This window comes from Moraxella bovoculi, from assembly GCF_000988745.2.
Lineage (GTDB): Bacteria > Pseudomonadota > Gammaproteobacteria > Pseudomonadales > Moraxellaceae > Moraxella > Moraxella bovoculi.
This window is the reverse complement of record NZ_CP011381.2, coordinates 1,565,435-1,583,554: the sequence shown is the minus strand read 5'-3', so window position 1 is coordinate 1,583,554 and position 18,120 is coordinate 1,565,435. Positions and strand designations below refer to the sequence as shown.

Below are 18,120 nucleotides of genomic sequence, written 5' to 3'. Positions count from 1 at the left end.
AAAGAATTTAAGTGTGCTTAGTGTGGAAAATCTGTGAAGATATTGGCTATTCATCAATCATCTGTCTAAGCCGTGACCATTCAAAAAACTCACCTGGGTCGGTCTTACGAACGGGTGCAATATCACTGTGCCCCATGAGGTGTCTGCAAGTAGCAGGGTAAGCTACATGAATCGCTGCGATGATCTTGGCAAGCACTTCGTATTGAATATCGGTAAAAGGTGAAAAATCATCGCCTTCTAATTCGATGCCGATGGTAAAGTCGTTACAGTTGTCTCGTCCAAGGTAGCTTGATTGCCCTGCATGCCATGCCCGATCATTGAAATTCACGAATTGCGTCACCGCACCATCGCGCTCGATGAACAGATGTGCTGAGACTTGTAGAGTGTGCATACTCTTAAAATAGTCGTGATCATCGGGGTTTAGCTGATTTTGAAAAAAAGCTTTGACAAAATGCATGCCATTCTTGTCAGTTTTGCCAAATTCACTAGGTGGTAGGCTGATGTTATGAATGACGATGCCGCTAACTTCAGGCTGGTCGTTCTTAATGGGGCGTGCGTTAAAATTGGGCGAGCTGATAAATTCTGCACCGCTTAATATGCCGTTTTTTATGGTGAAATTATTCATGATGATGATATACTAAAACAAATTGGTTTATTCTAACAAAATTATCATGAATGCAAAACGATTTACTCATCATTTATTAACCATCGCTGTGGCAACGCTTGGCGCGACCGCCGTGCATGCCAAAGCTGATCCTATCGCTGAGACGGTAGAAGTCAATAAACACGCCTTGCCTTATGGATTGAGTGATGAGCAAGTAGTGCAGTTATCAGAGCATGTGCTGTGGCGCAGACTGCTCATGTTCTCCGATGCGCCAAAAAACCCAAAAAAAGACAGCAGTCTCATCACGGACGATGAGTTTTTCTTATCCAAGTCAGGCAAATCAAGCCCAAAAGATGAACTCGTCGCGATGCTGTCTGCCATGGCACGCGGTGATGATGAGACGATGTGCCGCTTCCCTGCACGCACGCGCTGGCTGGGCGATGAGCTTGATGCGCTTGGTGCTAATGTATCGGTTTCAGATGTTAAATGTGCTGATTTTCACGCGTGGGTGGATGACATTAATGCGATGGCGTTATCGTTGGTGTTCGCCGAAGAGCATGGCAATAACATCGCTTCGGCATTTGCTCATGCTTTCATGCGCATCGATGGTCGCGCTGATGATGAGGCGGGCGTGCACGCCACAGCAATGAATTACACGGTGGCAAGTGACAGTTCAGATGGTGTATTAGCAGCAGCGATCAAGCCAATCATCGGTAAATATCAAGGCGTGATGGAGATCCTTCCGTATCAAGTCAAAGCCCATGATTATCTGGTTAAGGACGAACGCGACCTGTGGGAATACCGCCTGAATTTAAGCGATCTTGAAGTTGATCAAATCATGCGCCACATCTGGGAGGTGAGAGATTTAAAGCGTCCGTATTATCTGATGCATGATAACTGTGCTACCGAAATCGCGCGCCTTGTTGATGTGGTACGCGCTGATGAGGCGCTGTTTGGTAAGCTTGGCATGGTGACGACGCCTGCTAAGGTGGCGCAGCTACTTAGCGAAGAGGGTTTGGTTGGGCGTGTGCGTTACCAAGCATCAAATTCCACCAAGCGACAAGCCATCATCAATAATGGCGATGATTTTGATCTGGGTAATATACAGCCTAACAACAACAATCCCACCAAGGCAAGCCCAAGTCATCGCATTGGTGCAGCAGTCTCTTATGATGAATTTCGAGATGATGAAATGGCTTATCACATTAGCTTGCGCACCGCCTACCAAGATGCGCTGGACAATCCGGCTGGCGTGCGTAAATTCCATCAGCTGACATTACCGTCTATCGATGTGAGTTATCAAGACGATAAAATCAAACTGCATGAGCTTACCATCTTTGAGATGACAAGTCTTAATCCTGCCAATACCGCTAAAGCTTATCCCGATGGTAACACCGACAAGAAAGCCCTGGCAAGTCAAATATATCTAGGACTGCACCGTATCACAGATGCTTCTAGTGCGAATAGCAGCACTCATCTGGTGCTAGATGCGCACACCCAAAAAGGCAAGGCATGGACGATCGGTCGCGGGGCAGTTGGCACGGGCGACATGGCGGATACGGTGTGCTATCTTCTGGGCGGTGGTGGCGCGCAGCTTGGTCATATCAATCAAGGCTATCGCGTTGGCGTACGTGCAACAGCAGGTTGTATCCATCACGCGGCGGATAATCTTAGGGTGATGGGCGAGCTGAGTGTGCCATATTGGCATCATAAAGACAGCGCAGCAAGATCGGGATATGTGCAGCCCGAGATTAGCCTAGGCGCGCAATATGACTTTGATCGTCATCATGCATTAAGACTAAAAGCAGCCGCCCAAAAAAATCACAGCCAAACCGATCATTCGGCTCGCCTTGAGTTTTTCCGCTATTTTTAGGATGAAGGTATGGCGAATCAATTCCTAATCATCGGTCAGGGCGCCATTGGTTATGCGCTAGCGAACCAGCTTGCTAGACAGGGGGAGTCAGTCATCACCATGTCGCGTACTGCCAAGTCTTATCTGTGTGATAATGTCAGGCATCTACAGATGGATGCGCGTAGGATTGATCGGGTGATTGATGACCTTAATCAGGTGACGCACATTGCCATTATCATCGCACCTGATCGAGAGATATCCGACAGGCTAAAGGCGTATCGTGAGAGTTATCTTCAGATTTGTCAGGCGCTTGCTAATATCGCCGATAGACTGCCCAGCATTCAACAGGTGCTATTCGTGTCATCCGCGTCTGTCTATGGTGAGAACGCAGGAGAGTGGATCGATGAGTGCTCACCAGCCAAGCCGGCTTCGTCCACCGCGCAGGTGTTATATGATGCTGAGCGAGTAATAAAGAACGCCTATGTTGATAAATCAGTCATCGTACGCCCCAGTGGCATCTATGGCAAATCAAGGCGGCGCATGATTGAGCTTGCTAAAAAGGCTCACGTCAATGGTGCGCCAAGCGAGCATTACACAAATCGAATCATGGATATCGATCTGATGACAATACTGGCGCGCATCATGACATGTGACGCACCGAAGAGCATGTATCTTATGACAGACCTTTTGCCTGTGAGTAGCTTGTGTGTGATGACGTTTATTTGCCAAGCGCTTGATATTGCTCAGCCAGCCGTCATCGACGCTTCAACAACGGGCAAACGCATCTTATCCAATGTGCCTAGAGATTGGCTGACGTTTCCTGATTACAAAGCAGGCTATGCTTGGATACTAGAAGATTAGTATATTAAAAACAAAAAGAGATGAGGTGATTCATCTCTTTTTTATTGGGTTAATTAGCGGCAGGTTTTTGGGTTTGGTTGTCATCGGTGATGCTGATGACTTACCGCTTTAATTTGACAGCTTTGGAGCGGTCTTCATCAGATACCCATCTTACAGGTGTGTCACGCAGCTGATGACGGCTGAAATCCACCCAAATCGGCAACGCAGCCACGCCACCGTATTCTTTGGCACCCAGCGGTGCAGGGTTATCAAAGCCCACCCAAACAATGGTTGCACTGGTAGGATGCACGCCTGCAAACCAAGCATCTTTGGCTTGGTTGGTCGTACCCGTCTTACCGCCTACATCCGAACGATCAAGTGCCAATGCCTTACGAGCTGTACCGCTTGTGATGACTTCACGTAGCATGCCTGCCATCGCATGAGAGGTCTTTTGGCTGATGACACGCGGTGCCTGTGTGGCGCTGACATAGCTGGCAGGCGCAGCAGGTTTTAGGCGGTCATGCTCTGCGGTCGCATTTAGAGTGCTGTCAGCTGGAGTGTCTTGCTCAGCGTTTGATTTTGATCCATTAGTTTTGGTGTCTGTTTGTTCAGCGTATGATTTGGCAAGATTTTCGTTTAATTTGCTCAGATCTTCATTAAAACAAAGCGCGCACGCCTGTACAGGATTGGCTTGGAAAATTGCCTGATTATTAAAGTCATAAATACGTTCAATAAAATAAGGCTGAACGCGGTGGCCGCCGTTAATCAAGGCAGCAAAGCCTATCGCCATCTGTAGTGGTGTGGCATCAGCAGCGCCCAAAGCGAGTGCAAGTGTTGCAGGTAGGCGTTCTTTCTCCAGTCCAAACATATCTAGAGTTTGGCGCGCATTGTCAATGCCTGTTGAGCGTAGTAGGCGAATTGAAGGTGTGTTACGCGACAGCGCCAGAGCACGGCGGACAGTCATGTCGCCTGTGTATCTGCCGTCAGCGTTCTTCGGCTGCCATTCTCCGACACGAATCGCGGCATCAGAGACGAGGCTGTTCGGGGTGTATTTGCCCGACTCCAGTGCAGCCGCATAGATGAGTGGTTTGATGATGGAGCCTGGCTGACGATAGCCTTGAGTGGCGCGGTTGAATTTACTTTGGTTAAAGTTAAAACCACCCACAAGCGCGCGAATCGCACCATTGTCAGGATGAACCGACACCAATGCACCTTGAACAGAGGGTACTTGCACCATGCGCCAAGCGGTTTTTTGTTCGTTGAGTGGTGAGACGCGAACGATGTTGCCAACTTTTACTATCTGATGAGCGTTACTAAACCCGCCACCCACGCGGTCTTCGCTGTAATAGCGACGCGCCCAGCTCATGCCTGACCAAGGAATGGTGATGGTGTCGCCTGATTGTAATTTTGCTTCAAAGCTACTGGTATTAACCTTGGTAACTTCGGCAGGATACATGTTATCGTAGTTCTTGAGCTTGCTTAGGTCGCCAGATTCAGCTTCCACGCCGCGCCAGCCGTGGCGCGCAGTATAGCTTTTTAGACCTGATATTAGGGCATTCTCAGCAGCGATCTGCTCTCTACTATGGACGGTTAATTGTACGCGCCAACCGCTGTCAATGACTTGCTCGCCGTATTTATCAACCAAGGTGCTTCGTGCCATCTCTGCCAGATATGGCATGTTCATGTCGAGTTTTTCTTGGTAAATATTAAGCCCGATCGGTGCATTGATCGCTTCGTCATGCTCAGCTTGACTGATGTGACCTTCTTTTAGTAGGCGACCGATGATCCAGTTGCGTCGGGTTAGGGCGCGCTCAGGATTTACGACAGGGTTGTAGGCAGAAGGGGCTTTTGGTAGACCTGCGATCATCGCCATCTCAGCCACGGTAAGCTTATCTAGCGTCTTACTAAAATAACGACGTGCCGCCGCCGCGATACCATACGCACCTTCGCCCAGATAAATCTTGTTCACGTACAGTGTTAAGATTTCATCCTTGGTCATTTCGTTTTCGATTTTGCGGGCGACGAACAGCTCGGTAAGCTTACGATCAAGTGTTCGCTCAGAGCTCAAAAAGTAGTTCTTGGCGACCTGCATGGTGATGGTTGAGCCACCAGTTTGGGTGTCGTCATTGGTTACGATTTCGGTCATGGCACGACCGATGCCTTTAACGCTGATGCCACTATGCTCAAAAAAACTAGAATCTTCTGCTGATAAGAATGCGCCGATCATTTTTTTGGGAATCTGATCATAAGTTACGGGAATGGCAAGGCGGTTGCCGTACTGACCGATGAGCTGATTGTCTGCGGTATAAATCTGCAGCGGCATCTCAAATTTGTTATTATCGATGTTCTTGACGTCAGGTAGGGTCGGCTCAAGATACATCGCCATGCCATAAAATCCAATCGGAAAGGCGAGCACCAAAATCAATAATAAGGCAATAATGGCAACCAAACAGCGCAGGATCACAGATAGTATCGAGGCGCTTACGGTCTTATTTTGGGTGGTTTGGGTCATAGCATTCTTTATGTGGTTTGAGTGCGACAGCTTGTCCTAACTGATAAGCACGCTTTTTATGTAACTTACCATTTTACCACGTTATCACAAAAATGCCAGTATTGTGTTCGTATATTACCAAAATTATACTAAGCAAAATTTAATATAAATAACTGATTTTTATATATTTATTTGAAATGTCTTGGGCGAAACATGAATCTAAAATGCCATTAGGAAGGTAAATAAATCAGCTGGCTGTGTCGGGATTCTTCATAATAATTAAAATCTTATCTTTAATCAATTTCGCCGTGAGCAGAATCGCAAGAACAATCAGTGGCGTTTGTCTGCGATGAATGCAATAAAAAGGGTTGAACTTTTACAATTGAGTTTGATAATAGTTATTATTTGATATATAATCTTAACCAATTGTCACATCCGTGACTTAATCTAACCATGTACCATGACAGGGCGTTACAAAACCAGCACTCGACATAAGGACGAATCCATGAAGAACTCTATGAAGTTAGCTGGTTTGGCGGCAGCGATGACCGCATCATTAGTGATGACAGGCTGCAATAATGTAAAAGCAGCAGACATCACAGCCGTCAAGCCTGTTACTGCCGTTCAAAGCTGCATTGACAGCACACATTCAAAGTATGCCAACGAGCGCGAGATGCAGATTGACTATGTCATCTATCCGATCCGCGAGACATCAGCGCGCCTGCTTGTAAATGCGAAGGGTGATGCACCTGAATTGGTGGCGGATATTTTTGATGGCAAGGCAGATAAGGCAGTTGCTGGCTATAAGATCATGGTTATGAACCGCACTACATCCATCGCCGCCGAAGCGCGCACCCTACAAGATGGCAGAATCATCGATAACAACATGGTGCATCGCGGCAGCAAGGCTTTGATTGGCATTCCTGTCGTGAAGGGTAAAGCGGCGCTAGATGCTGCTGTATTGTTGGGTCTGGATATTATTTATGATGATTTTAATGCGCCATTGACAGAAGGTAAGACTTTCAAAGATCGTGGTCAGAAGCTTACCAAGCCAGACGTGGCAGTCAATGATAAAAAAGTCACCCTCCGCTCTTTGACGTTACCAAACTTCGCATCAGGAGAGAATGCTGGTGGCGGTATTGACTTTGTGGCGACAGCGACCATCGACGGCAAAAAAGTCACAACAGGTGCGAACAGCGCGTTCCAGATTTTCTACACCGCAACACCTGATAAAGCGTGCGGATTTTAATTAAGCATAAATAAACCCCTGTATCATGCAGGGGTTTATTTATGATATGAAAGAGTAGGGCGTTAAAAACTATCCTCAGGCACAAACACTTGCCCCACCATCAGTCGTCTTGCACTGCGACTCATAGATGCTTTACGGGCGACCCATTTGCCACCCACACATTCAGACTGTCCACCCACCGTGAGCGTCCCTGACGGGTGTCCAAAACACACTTCGGTAAGCTCTTGACCGCCTGCCACGTCATTAACCAGCGTGCCGACTATCGTGCCTGCCGTGCCAATCGCCACGCTTGCCGTTCCCATCATAGCGTGGTGTAGTTGTCCCATACTCATCGCCCGCACAAGTAGGTCAATGTCATCGGCTTTGACCGTTTTGCTGCTAGATGCGACATAATCGGTAGGCGGTGCAACCCAAGCGATTTTGGGCGTGTGCTGACGGCTTTGGGCTTGCTCCACATCGTCAATCAAGCCCATTTTGACCGCACCGTAAGCACGGATTTTTTCTAATTTGGCTAGGATTTCACTGTTTGAATTGATGTCCGCTTGCTTTTCTGTGCCTGTAAAGCCCAAATCGCTTGCGTGCAAAAATATCGTGGGAATGCCTGCGTTAATCATCGTAACGGTAAACTCGCCCACATCAGGCACGGACAAAGTGTCTTTTAAATTACCCGTAGGGAACATCTCGCCCGTGTCGTCCACAGGGTCAATAAATTCAATCTTGATTTCGCTCGCTGGAAAAGCGACGCCGTCCAATTTAAAATCGCCCGTTTCCACCACCTGCCCGTCTTTGATTGGCACATAGGCGATGATGGTTTTGCCGATATTTTGTTGGTAAATTTTGATGGTGCAAATGCCGTTTTCTGGGATTTTATCCTTACTTACAAGTCCATTAAAAATCGCAAAACTGCCTACCGCCCCTGTCAAATTGCCACAGTTGCCCGACCAGTCAATCATCGCCTTGTCAATGGCGACCTGCCCAAAAAGATAATTGACATCGTGCGTGCCGTCCATTGCTGGCGAGATGACGACGACTTTGGAGGTGCTTGATGAGCCGTTGCCCAGTCCGTCAATCTGCTTGCCGTAGGGGTCTGGACTGCCCACAATACGGAGCAAAAATGCGTCTCGTGTAGCTCCCGCCACTTGGCAAAGCTTTGGCAAATCCGCCAAATTAAAAAATATGCCTTTTGATGTGCCACCACGCATATAAGTGGCTAGGATTGGGGTTTGCATTGTTTTAGTCCTTTAATAATATTAAAAAAGCCTTGCTTGATGAATGACGTATGTCTTTTTGTGATGTATTTCAGAAACTAAGTTGTCCAAAACTTTTGGAGTTAATATGGATACACTATTTGTTGCTAACAACTCTCTATTTAAATCAAACATTGGGTCTTGATAATCAACATCGTGATTATACATAATGGCTCGTGGAATTTGATAATTTCCCGCAAACTCCATTGCTAATCTTGCCCCGCTATCTAGTTTTTGATTGGTAATATTCCAAATCGTAGCAGAGTTTTTTGCATAGCTTGCAACCAAAATAACAGCATCACTAAATAAGGCTTGTAAGCGGTCTCTGTCTTTGTATCTGGTGTTTAATTCCATTGCAGATTGGTGAATTTCGTAATATTCTGTGATAAGAAGTCCGCCATTATCAACAATTTCATAAGCCAGCTCCCTATTTTTCGCTGGTAGAATGTTATTTAATGGGCTAGGCAATATGGCAACTGTATTTCCACCAATCAAAGCCTGTCTATGTGCTATACTGTCGCACCCAAAGGCTAAGCCGCTTACAATCGTTATTTCTCTTTTCGTGATTTCTGATACTAATTTTTTCTCTCTTTCCTCTATTTCTGTACTTGGATTCAATAATCCAATTACAGTGATGTTTTTATTTTCATCATCTAATAAACTCAAATTACCTTTATAAAATAAATAAACGGGTTGATCACTTTCTTTAACATTACCTCGATATCTTGGGAAATTTAAATCTCCCAAAGCAATAAAACCATCACAAAAATTCCCTAAGGCATCAATTTTATCTTTAATTTTATTTTTTTCTGCTTCAAAATGTTCAGTTGTAACAACAAAAGACTGTTTTGATTTAGAATTTAATAAATTAACTATATCATCAACATTTTTTTTGCCAACAATATTTTTGACTATCCAAGCATTACCAATACCCTTATAGGATTTTAAGGTAATGATATTAAGAGCATTATCTGAATATTTCATATTACATCTCATCAATAAAAAGTAGTGATAATCTTATTTCATCATAAGAAACTTGACCATTTAAATCTTCGTAAATTGGCTTTAAACGCCTATCGGAGCCAATTTTGTTAACAGAATTTTTTACAGTATATACAATTTCATCACTTGGCTTATAGGGTAGTGCAAAATCTGAACCTAGGATATTGGAAATATCTATAATATTTAAAACAATCGTAGATTGAGTAACTCCACGAGATTGTGCCATCTGTTCTAAATGATAACCTTGCGACGCAAGCAAAAATGTTTCTTTCAATGTATTATTAAATAATTTAAACATATTATTATCATTATAAATATTTTGTGCTTTTGTTCTACCCAAGGAATAAAAGTAAACACTATTTGCACCGTTATCTAAGAGTGCTTGTAAGCAATCTTCATCAATATTTACTGACTCTGTATATAAATCATCAATAAGTAAAATATCTCTACCATTAACAGCATTTGAAATATGGCAAGTGTCTTTCGTGATATTTGGATAAGGCAAATCTCCATCACCACCATATCCAGACCTATCCAAATGTGTAGTTCTGGTATTGGTATGTCTTAGAATGAAATCTGTACCATCATCAAAATTATTAAGCGTGGAAACTGCTTGCTTAACAGATGATTTAAATAGTAATTGATTTGGTTGATAAAAATCTTGTCGTTTTGCTCTTGGTACAACACATACAGTTAGACGCTGTTTTTCAACTTTTGATAGTATTTTTGGTAAATCTGTTTGTAGGATGCTGATGAAAAGGTTACTAACCCTTTCTAAAGTAATAATATTGGTGTCTTCAAACTGATTTTTAAGAGTGGTAATAATATTTTCCACTGTACCGAATTGGGTTCTAAATTGAGGGCTTCCAGCATGGTAATCGTTATGGAAAAATGCTTTAACCGGTCGGGATAAAAATCTCCCTTTTTGCCACTGAGAGGTATTTTTGTCTATGTACCAGCTTTTAATGGGTTGTATTTCAAATCGTTTCATTGTATCTTCGTGGTCAATAAAAAAATAAGATGATGTTTTTATAGGTTGGGATTTAACGCTTAGCTAAATATATTCCTTGCCTCATCAATTTGCTCCCTATATTCATTGATAAAACTCATCATAATCAAGCACCTGATAAAAACAACTTCTTGACGGTTGAAATGTGCTAGCAAGTCTAAAAAGATTTCCGCATTTAAAAAATGGGTTGCGCTATCATCCTCATCCATTAACTCTGAGCCTATAAGTGCATTTTTATATTCACTGGGAGGAAATCCACTCATTTGAACAAGTTGTTGAGCTGTTTCATTGTCGGACATGCTAGCACCCTCAATCTCACACATTACAAATTGATACAAATGCTCATAGGTTGGAATTAAGCCCCACAAGTCTTTAACAATAAAGCCGATTACTTCATTTAACTCATCTTGTGTTCTGGGTGCATGTGGAAATGCTCGGCTACCTATCTTAAAAAAAGTAGTATTTTTTCCATTTATAATATCATCAAAAATTTCTTTTGGTGTCTGCTTTTTAGGTTCATTGCTTGGCTTGTAAAGTGGTTCTTTGTAGATGTTATACAACTTATCTTCAAAAGTATTAGCAATAATAGGATTGCATTTTTTCTCCTGTATCCATTCAAGCATCGCCATTCTTGCTTGCAATTGGTCGGTAAAATCCAAATTATATTCTTCCCTAAAATTCATATAGAATTTTAGGGCTGTACTAAGTGCTAAATCATAAGTATTATAAGGAATGCCAGATGAATAAAGTTCCGCACATTCCGCACGAACAACTTTTAACTCTGCTTTCCCATTGAGTAATACACTATAAGCTGTTTTTGCAGATTGTTCAAAATTGGCTGATAGCTTTGGCGGATTTTCACCATATATAGCCTCTACAAAAACATCAAAGGCTGTTTTGGGTTTCTTTTTCTTGAACCAACCAAACATAAAAAACTCCTGTAAGATAAAAACAACAAGACAATCCTACCACAAAATTGCCTTGTCCTTATACGATTTATAAATTTTTAGCTACCTAAAAATTTACTCGCAAACTCCCTAAGCACGCCCCCCGACTTATAAGTTCTCACATCGCTATCGCTATCTAGGCGACATAACACAGGCACGCTTTCCACATCGCCATTTTTGCGTTCAATGACAAGCTCCAATTCACAACGAGCCGAGATTTCCCCTTGTACCGCATAAATTTCCGTACCGTCCAATTTAAGCGTATGGCGATTTTGACCATTTATAAATTGCAGTGGCAACACGCCCATTCCCACAAGGTTGGTGCGGTGAATGCGTTCAAAGCCTTCTGCCACAATCACTTCCACGCCAGCCAGTCGCACGCCTTTTGCCGCCCAGTCCCTACTTGACCCCTGCCCATAATCCGCCCCTGCGATGATGATTAAGGGCTGACCCCGCTCCATATAAGTCTCAATCGCCTCCCACATTCGCACAACCGTGCCGTCTGGTTCAATCCTAGCGAGCGAGCCTTGACGGGTTGTGCCGTCAGCGTTTTTGACCATTTCATTAAAGAGTTTCGGATTTGCTAAAGTCGCCCGTTGTGCGGTCAAATGGTCGCCTCGGTGGGTGGCATAGCTATTAAAATCTTCTTCTGGCACGCCCATTTTGGCAAGATATTCGCCCGCCGCCGAATTTTTGACAATGGCATTGGACGGCGACAAATGGTCGGTGGTAATATTATCAGGCAAAATGGCAAGCGGTCGTAAGTCTTTAAGTTCACATTCTTTTGCCAATGCTCCTTCCCAATAGGGCGGACGGCGAATATAAGTGGATTTTTCACGCCACTCATAAAGCGGACTGTTTGCTTTTTGCGATTTATCCAAATCAAACATTGGGATATAAATTTCACGAAACTGCTCGGGTTTTACGCATCTTGCCACAATATCATCAATTTCATCATCACTTGGATAAATGTCTTTTAGATAAATCGGCTCGCCATTTTGGTCATTGCCAAGTGGCTCATTTTCAATGTCAAAACGAATCGTTCCTGCAATTGCATACGCCACCACTAACGGCGGACTTGCCAAAAAGGCTTGCTTGGCATAAGGGTGAATGCGTCCGTCAAAGTTGCGATTGCCAGACAGGACGGCTGTGACATATAGGTCTCGTTCAATGATTTCTTGCTGAATCTCAGGTCGCAATGCCCCGCTCATGCCATTACAAGTGGTGCAGGCAAAGCCAACAATGCCAAAGCCCAATTTTTCAAGTTCGGACAAAAGCCCTGCTTCTTCTAAATAAAGGCGAGCAACCTTAGACCCCGGGGCAAAGGACGACTTCACCCACGGTTTACGAGTTAGCCCCAGTGTGTTGGCTTTTTTGGCAAGCAGTCCTGCCGCCACGGTATTTCTTGGGTTGGAAGTGTTGGTACAGCTGGTAATCGCTGCGATAATCACCGCTCCGTCAGGCATTAGTCCATCGTTAAGATTTTCTACCACCCCTGCAATGCCTTTTACCTTTAAATCCGCCGTTGCCACCCTTGCGTGTGGGTTAGATGGACCTGCGATGTTACGAGTTACGCTTGATAAATCAAATTCTAACACTCGTGGATATTGGACATTCGTCATTTTATCCGCCCATAGCCCAACGGTTTTGGCATAATTTTCCACCAATTTTACCTGCTCGCTCTCTCGCCCTGTCAAGGTCAGATAGTCCAGCGTGTTTTGGTCAATATAAAACAGCCCTGCGGTTGCCCCATATTCTGGGGTCATGTTGGCAATGGTCGCTCTGTCGCCCACCGACAAACTGCTCGCCCCTTCCCCGAAAAACTCCAAATACGCCCCCACCACCCGCTTGCCTCGCAAAAACTCGGTCAAAGCAAGCACAATGTCAGTCGCACTAATCCCTGCCTGTCTTTTGCCTGTCAAATGCACGCCCACAATGTCAGGCGTACGCATCATTGACGGCTGTCCAAGCATCACGCATTCGGCTTCAAGTCCCCCCACGCCCACCGAAATCACGCCCAACGCATCGGTATGCGGTGTGTGGCTGTCCGTGCCGACACAGGTATCAGGGAAAGCGACGCCGTCTTTAACTTGCACCACAGGCGACATTTTTTCAAGGTTGATTTGGTGCATAATGCCGTTGCCAGCAGGGATAACATCGACATTAAGAAAGGCGGTTTTTGTCCAGTTGATAAAGTCAAAGCGGTCATCGTTTCGGCGGTCTTCAATGGCACGGTTTTTGGCAAAAGCGTCAGGGTCATCGCCCCCGTGTTCCACCGCCAAAGAATGGTCTACGATGAGCTGAGTTTGTACCACAGGATTGACCTTTGATGGGTCGCCCCCTTGCATAGCGATGGCATCACGAAGTCCCGCCAAATCCACAAGGGCGGTCTGTCCCAAAATGTCGTGGCACACCACTCGTGCAGGATACCAAGGAAAATCAAGTTCTTGTTTGTTGTCGGTAAGCTGTGCTAAATACTCGGAGAGTTTTGGGTCATCATTGCAATTTCGCACCAGCTGTTCGGCAAGCACTTTGGCGGTGTAGGACAAGCGTTCATAAGCATTAGGGCGAATGTCGTTAATCGCTTGTTCTACATCAAAATAATGTAGCTCGGTGTTTGGTAGGGGTTTACGGTAGTTTTTCATTGCTAAGTTTCCTTTTCTTTGGCTGTGAAAAATTAAATAATAAACGCTATTTTGGGTTTTGGGTGGGGGCGAATTGCAATTCGCCCTAAAAAATTAAATGACAGATTTTAAATGTTGGGTTACGCTATTGCTAACTCAACCTACGACGATTTGCCATAATTGCAAACAAAATTAAAGCGTGCATTGATGGCGGGTTCTTTGCCAATGTCTTGCCATACTGCTTTTTTGGTTTGATGTTGGTAAATGACTAAATTATTTTTATCGTAGAAGTTTACTTGCAAAACGGCAATTTTTTTAGTTTTGCAATTTACTTTAATGGTTAAAATTTGAGAATGGTATTGCTGATGTTCGTCAAATTGTTGTGGGCTATTGTAATCCCTTTTTAAATTATAAATTACTTGATTTGGATTGCTCTTTTTAATATTGTCTGTATCAATATAAATTGCTTTTTCATCTGGATATTCTGCTGGTAATTGCATCCAATTTTGAGAAAAGGCAAAATTAGGGAATAAGAATAAAATTAAGACAATTGCTTTATGAAAGTTCATAAAAATACCCTATTAAAAAATTTTTAAAAAACAAAGGCACATTTTACCTATAAAATATGCCCTTGTTTTATTTAATTACCGTTCATTCATCGGTACAAACGCCAAATTCTCAGGGCCAGTATAATTGGCACTTGGGCGGATAATTTTACCGTCCGCTCTCTGTTCTAGGATATGAGCTGACCAACCTGCACATCGAGCCATTACAAAAAGCGGGGTAAACATTGCCGTTGGCACACCCATTTTTTGATAAGACACCGCAGAGAACCAATCCAAATTCGGAAACATTTTTTTCTCGTCCCACATTACCGATTCTAATCGCTCGGCAATATCAAAGAGTCGCATATCGCCTGTTTCTTCCGATAAATCTTTGGCGACTTGTTTAATCACCACATTACGGGGGTCAGAGATGGTATAGACAGGGTGTCCAAAGCCAATAATAATTTCTTTTTTGGCGATACGTTCTTTAATATCGGCTTCGGCTTCATCAGCATTGCGATAGCGTTTTTGGATGTCATAAGCTACTTCGTTAGCACCGCCGTGCTTAGGACCTTTTAATGCTCCGATAGAGCCTGTGATGCACGAATAGATGTCCGAGCCCGTACCAGCAATGACACGGCTGGTAAAGGTGGATGCATTAAACTCATGCTCGGCATACAGGATTAGGCTGATGTGCATCGCTTTGATGTGGCTGTCGGAGGGACGCTTGCCGTGCAGTAGGTGCAAGAAATGCCCACCGATGGAGTCTTCTTCGCTCTCTACTAAGATGCGTTTGCCGTTGTGGCTGTATTGATACCAATAGAGCAGGATAGAGCCCAAGCTTGCGATGAGCTTATCAGCGATGTCACGCGCTTCTGATGCAGGCTGGCTTTCTCGTTCTGGATGCACACAGCCAAGCATTGATACGCCTGTACGCATCACATCCATTGGGTGCGTGTGGGCGGGCAGACTTTCTAGGACTTCAATCACACGAATTGGCAAACCACGCATTGATTTTAATTTTTGCTTATAGGCAATTAACTCATAGCGGTTTGGCAAATGTCCGTGAATTAAAAGATGAGCGATTTCTTCATATTCGCAGTTATTCGCCAAATCCAAAATATCATAACCACGATAATGCAAATCATTGCCCGATTTACCAACCGTACAAAGGGCGGTATTGCCTGCAATTTGTCCGCTTAGGGCGACTGATTTTTTGGGCTTAAAGTTGGGGATTTGTGGTAGGGTTTGAGCGTCTGTCATGATAAACTCCTTTTGTTTGACAGTGGTTTTTTGATTGTGCTGGCATTGGCAAATTAGGCTGATGCTGGCGTGTGATTTTTTGGACTGAGCCGATGATTATTTGCCTTTTTTAAACAATTCATCTAGCTTTTGTTCAAAAGCGTGATAATTGAGAAAATCGTACAATTCCATACGCGTTTGCATCGTATCCAATACAGCTGTTTGTACGCCATCATCTTTTAGCGTTTGATACACATTGAGTGCAGCTTTATTCATTGCACGGAATGCCGAGAGCGGATAAAGCACCATATCGACACCGACATTAAATAACTGCTCGGTGGTGTATAAGTCAGTTTGTCCAAACTCTGTCATATTTGCCAAAACAGGAATGTCTAATACATCGGTAAATTTACGATACTGCTCAATATCGGTAAGCGCTTCGGCAAAAATCATATCAGCACCTGCTTCGGCAAAGGCGACCGCCCGCTCGACAGCAGCGTCTAAGCCCTCTACCGCTAAGGCATCAGTGCGAGCCATCACCACAAAATCAGGGTCAGTCTTGGCATCTAGGGCGGCTTTGATTCTATCCACCATTTCAGCAGTGCTAACAATTTCCTTATTTGGTCTATGCCCACAACGCTTTTGAGCGACTTGATCTTCAATATGCACGGCAGCAACCCCTGCTTTTTGCATTTGTTTAATGGTTTGAGCGATGTTGAATGCACCTCCCCAACCTGTGTCAATATCCACCAAAAGTGGCGTGTCCACAGCATTGGTAATGCGTGTAGCGTCAGTCAAAACATCATTTAGACTGGTCATACCTAAATCAGGCAAACCAAAAGACGCATTGGCAACACCGCCACCAGATAAATAAATGGCTTTGTATCCTACCTCTGTTGCCATCATGGCAGTATAGGCATTGATTGTGCCGACGATTTGAAGGGGGCGACCGTTTGCTTTTTCGCTATTGATGGCATCACGAAAACGGCGACCTGCTGAAATACTCATTGCTATTATCCTTAAGTTGGCTGTGAGTGAATGAAGGTAAACTGATTGATTAATTTTTAGTATAACGGCAATTTTAACTAAACGCCATAGTCAAATCTTTGTATAAAATCGTCAAACCATTGCCAAAAAGATAAGTATTCAAAAAGTGAATACTTATCGTCAATTTTTGGATAATTTCGCCAAAATATATGCAAAATATCAATGATGGGCGATATTTTTGAAATATTTAGTTACAAATTGGCGGAGTATGGCTGATGTTCAATGTTTTTGGCTTGATACACCGCATAAGTGGCATCAAGCAAGGCGTGAATGTTGGGGTTGAGCTGTTCTGTATTGTTAAGCGTATTTAGATAAATCGGAAAAGTCGCATCAGGCGATTCTAGCGGCACATAGGCGATCTGCTCACGACGCACGCCTTTTAGGCTCATCGGCACAAGCGTAATGCCCTCGCCTGCTGATACTAAGCCTAAGGCAATCTGAATGTCGCTGGCTTTTTGGGTGTGTGTCGGATAAAGATGGCGTTCGTGAAATAGACGAAGTAGGGGATCTAGCGTCTTTCCTTCGCCAAGAATCAAGGGTGTGCGATGATACAAAATCAGCATTTCATCAGCCAATACCGAAAAAGACAACGACTTTTTGGTCGCAAGTTTATGCTGGCAAGGCAAAGCGACCATCAGCTTTTCGTGCCTTAAAAAAGTCTGGCGAATGAATGCATCAGACGACATAAGTCGCCCAAAGCCCACATCAATCTGTCCTGCTTTAAGAGCGGTGGGCTGTTCATTTGAGCCAACTTCCAAAAGTTTGATGGTAAGATTTGGCAATTTGCTTTTTAATTCGCCAATCACATCAGGCAAAAGCCCATACAAGATAGATGCCACAAACCCAATCGTGAGCGTATCTGTGGGCGATTTGCCAAAGTTTTGGGTAAGGGTGATGAGTTCGTTTAATTCATTGACGCTTTTTTGGGCGTGCTGATAAAAGAAAGTCCCTGCTGGCGTGAGCGTCATTGGACGGTGCGTGCGATGAATGAGCGTCTGCCCCAATGCCTGCTCAAGCTGGGCAATGTGCCGAGAAAGGGTCGGCTGCGACATATTTAGGGCTTTGGCAGATTGGCTAAAATTGCCCGTCTGGGCAATGTGCATAAAGGCGCTTAGCTGATGCAAATCCATTTAAAAACTCCATGATGAGTGTGTAGAGTAGCATAAAAGCGGTGGAGTGGAAAGGTCTTTTGACAAGTGGTTTAAGTTTGCAATTTAGGTTGCTATATTGTTGCAAATAAGTTAAAAAAAATTCTAAAATTTTTGCAAAAGTACTTGAAAAGCTAAAAAATTATGCTATTATGCGATTCACTGGCTGATTTGTATGAGTAAATCTCTTGCGTATCGGCTGGATGTTATGGAATTTTAATAACTAGGTCTGCTTTCTTAATAAGATTTTGAGTGGTAGATTTTTAGGACATT

At 44.0% G+C, this 18,120-nt stretch carries 14 protein-coding genes; 3 read left to right on the top strand and 11 right to left on the bottom strand.

Annotation, left to right across the window (positions count from 1 at the left end; translation table 11 throughout):
• Positions 1 to 46: 46 nt before the first annotated feature.
• Positions 47 to 628, bottom strand: coding sequence for a 1,6-anhydro-N-acetylmuramyl-L-alanine amidase AmpD (gene ampD / locus AAX10_RS07225; RefSeq protein WP_046700256.1), 582 nt, complete (start codon positions 626 to 628; stop codon positions 47 to 49).
• Positions 629 to 671: 43 nt separating this feature from the next.
• Here ampD and AAX10_RS07220 point away from each other — a divergent pair, with 43 nt between their 5' ends.
• Together AAX10_RS07220 and AAX10_RS07215 are read left to right on the top strand one after the other, a co-directional pair.
• Positions 672 to 2,477: an Lnb N-terminal periplasmic domain-containing protein gene (locus tag AAX10_RS07220; protein WP_046700255.1), complete on the top strand. Its 1,806-nt coding sequence runs from the start codon at positions 672 to 674 to the stop codon at positions 2,475 to 2,477.
• Between the two features lie 9 nt (positions 2,478 to 2,486).
• Entirely contained in the window at positions 2,487 to 3,317 is an 831-nt protein-coding gene (locus AAX10_RS07215; protein ID WP_046700254.1) for an NAD-dependent epimerase/dehydratase family protein, read from the top strand.
• Between the two features lie 100 nt (positions 3,318 to 3,417).
• On the opposite strand, the gene AAX10_RS07210 is transcribed toward AAX10_RS07215, so the two are convergent.
• A complete protein-coding gene (locus AAX10_RS07210; protein ID WP_046700253.1) occupies positions 3,418 to 5,808 on the bottom strand; it encodes a penicillin-binding protein 1A in 2,391 nt (796 codons plus the stop codon).
• A gap of 439 nt (positions 5,809 to 6,247) precedes the next feature.
• Between AAX10_RS07210 and AAX10_RS07205 the strand changes: the two genes are divergently transcribed.
• On the top strand, positions 6,248 to 7,036 hold the full coding sequence (locus AAX10_RS07205; protein ID WP_149038876.1) for a hypothetical protein: 789 nt from the start codon (positions 6,248 to 6,250) through the stop codon (positions 7,034 to 7,036).
• Between the two features lie 62 nt (positions 7,037 to 7,098).
• Here AAX10_RS07205 and prpF read toward each other — a convergent pair whose 3' ends face one another.
• The 9 genes from prpF to AAX10_RS07160 form a co-directional block, all read right to left on the bottom strand.
• The gene (prpF, locus tag AAX10_RS07200) at positions 7,099 to 8,265 is read right to left on the bottom strand and encodes a 2-methylaconitate cis-trans isomerase PrpF (protein ID WP_046700252.1); all 1,167 of its coding nucleotides are present in this window, start codon (positions 8,263 to 8,265) and stop codon (positions 7,099 to 7,101) included.
• 21 nt (positions 8,266 to 8,286) lie between these two features.
• Positions 8,287 to 9,267, bottom strand: coding sequence for a DNA-processing protein DprA (locus AAX10_RS07195; RefSeq protein WP_046700251.1), 981 nt, complete (start codon positions 9,265 to 9,267; stop codon positions 8,287 to 8,289).
• A 1-nt stretch (position 9,268) separates the two neighbouring features.
• On the bottom strand, positions 9,269 to 10,276 hold the full coding sequence (locus AAX10_RS07190) for a helix-turn-helix domain-containing protein (protein ID WP_149038874.1): 1,008 nt from the start codon (positions 10,274 to 10,276) through the stop codon (positions 9,269 to 9,271).
• Between the two features lie 59 nt (positions 10,277 to 10,335).
• Positions 10,336 to 11,223: a hypothetical protein gene (locus tag AAX10_RS07185; RefSeq protein ID WP_046700250.1), complete on the bottom strand. Its 888-nt coding sequence runs from the start codon at positions 11,221 to 11,223 to the stop codon at positions 10,336 to 10,338.
• Positions 11,224 to 11,300: 77 nt separating this feature from the next.
• Positions 11,301 to 13,886, bottom strand: a complete 2,586-nt coding sequence (gene acnD, locus AAX10_RS07180) for a Fe/S-dependent 2-methylisocitrate dehydratase AcnD (RefSeq protein WP_046700249.1) — start codon at positions 13,884 to 13,886, stop codon at positions 11,301 to 11,303.
• Between the two features lie 140 nt (positions 13,887 to 14,026).
• Positions 14,027 to 14,434, bottom strand: coding sequence for a surface-adhesin E family protein (locus AAX10_RS07175; RefSeq protein WP_046700248.1), 408 nt, complete (start codon positions 14,432 to 14,434; stop codon positions 14,027 to 14,029).
• A gap of 75 nt (positions 14,435 to 14,509) precedes the next feature.
• Positions 14,510 to 15,673 (bottom strand): bifunctional 2-methylcitrate synthase/citrate synthase, encoded by a 1,164-nt coding sequence (gene prpC, locus AAX10_RS07170; protein ID WP_046700247.1) that lies wholly within the window; start codon positions 15,671 to 15,673, stop codon positions 14,510 to 14,512.
• A 96-nt stretch (positions 15,674 to 15,769) separates the two neighbouring features.
• Positions 15,770 to 16,660, bottom strand: a complete 891-nt coding sequence (prpB, locus tag AAX10_RS07165; RefSeq protein ID WP_046700246.1) for a methylisocitrate lyase — start codon at positions 16,658 to 16,660, stop codon at positions 15,770 to 15,772.
• Between the two features lie 230 nt (positions 16,661 to 16,890).
• A complete protein-coding gene (locus AAX10_RS07160) occupies positions 16,891 to 17,829 on the bottom strand; it encodes a LysR family transcriptional regulator (protein ID WP_036365456.1) in 939 nt (312 codons plus the stop codon).
• Positions 17,830 to 18,120: the final 291 nt, after the last annotated feature.

Bases quoted from the DNA above. Each gene is read 5' to 3' on its own strand.
- prpB (WP_046700246.1), bottom strand. From the start codon at position 16,660: ATGAGTATTTCAGCAGGTCGCCGTTTTCGTGATGCCATCAATAGCGAA.
- AAX10_RS07160 (WP_036365456.1), bottom strand. From the start codon at position 17,829: ATGGATTTGCATCAGCTAAGCGCCTTTATGCACATTGCCCAGACGGGC.
- AAX10_RS07195 (WP_046700251.1), bottom strand. From the start codon at position 9,267: ATGAAATATTCAGATAATGCTCTTAATATCATTACCTTAAAATCCTAT.
- AAX10_RS07205 (WP_149038876.1), top strand. From the start codon at position 6,248: ATGACAGGGCGTTACAAAACCAGCACTCGACATAAGGACGAATCCATG.
- AAX10_RS07185 (WP_046700250.1), bottom strand. From the start codon at position 11,223: ATGTTTGGTTGGTTCAAGAAAAAGAAACCCAAAACAGCCTTTGATGTT.
- AAX10_RS07175 (WP_046700248.1), bottom strand. From the start codon at position 14,434: ATGAACTTTCATAAAGCAATTGTCTTAATTTTATTCTTATTCCCTAAT.
- AAX10_RS07215 (WP_046700254.1), top strand. From the start codon at position 2,487: ATGGCGAATCAATTCCTAATCATCGGTCAGGGCGCCATTGGTTATGCG.
- prpC (WP_046700247.1), bottom strand. From the start codon at position 15,673: ATGACAGACGCTCAAACCCTACCACAAATCCCCAACTTTAAGCCCAAA.
- AAX10_RS07210 (WP_046700253.1), bottom strand. From the start codon at position 5,808: ATGACCCAAACCACCCAAAATAAGACCGTAAGCGCCTCGATACTATCT.
- AAX10_RS07190 (WP_149038874.1), bottom strand. From the start codon at position 10,276: ATGAAACGATTTGAAATACAACCCATTAAAAGCTGGTACATAGACAAA.
- acnD (WP_046700249.1), bottom strand. From the start codon at position 13,886: ATGAAAAACTACCGTAAACCCCTACCAAACACCGAGCTACATTATTTT.
- prpF (WP_046700252.1), bottom strand. From the start codon at position 8,265: ATGCAAACCCCAATCCTAGCCACTTATATGCGTGGTGGCACATCAAAA.
- AAX10_RS07220 (WP_046700255.1), top strand. From the start codon at position 672: ATGAATGCAAAACGATTTACTCATCATTTATTAACCATCGCTGTGGCA.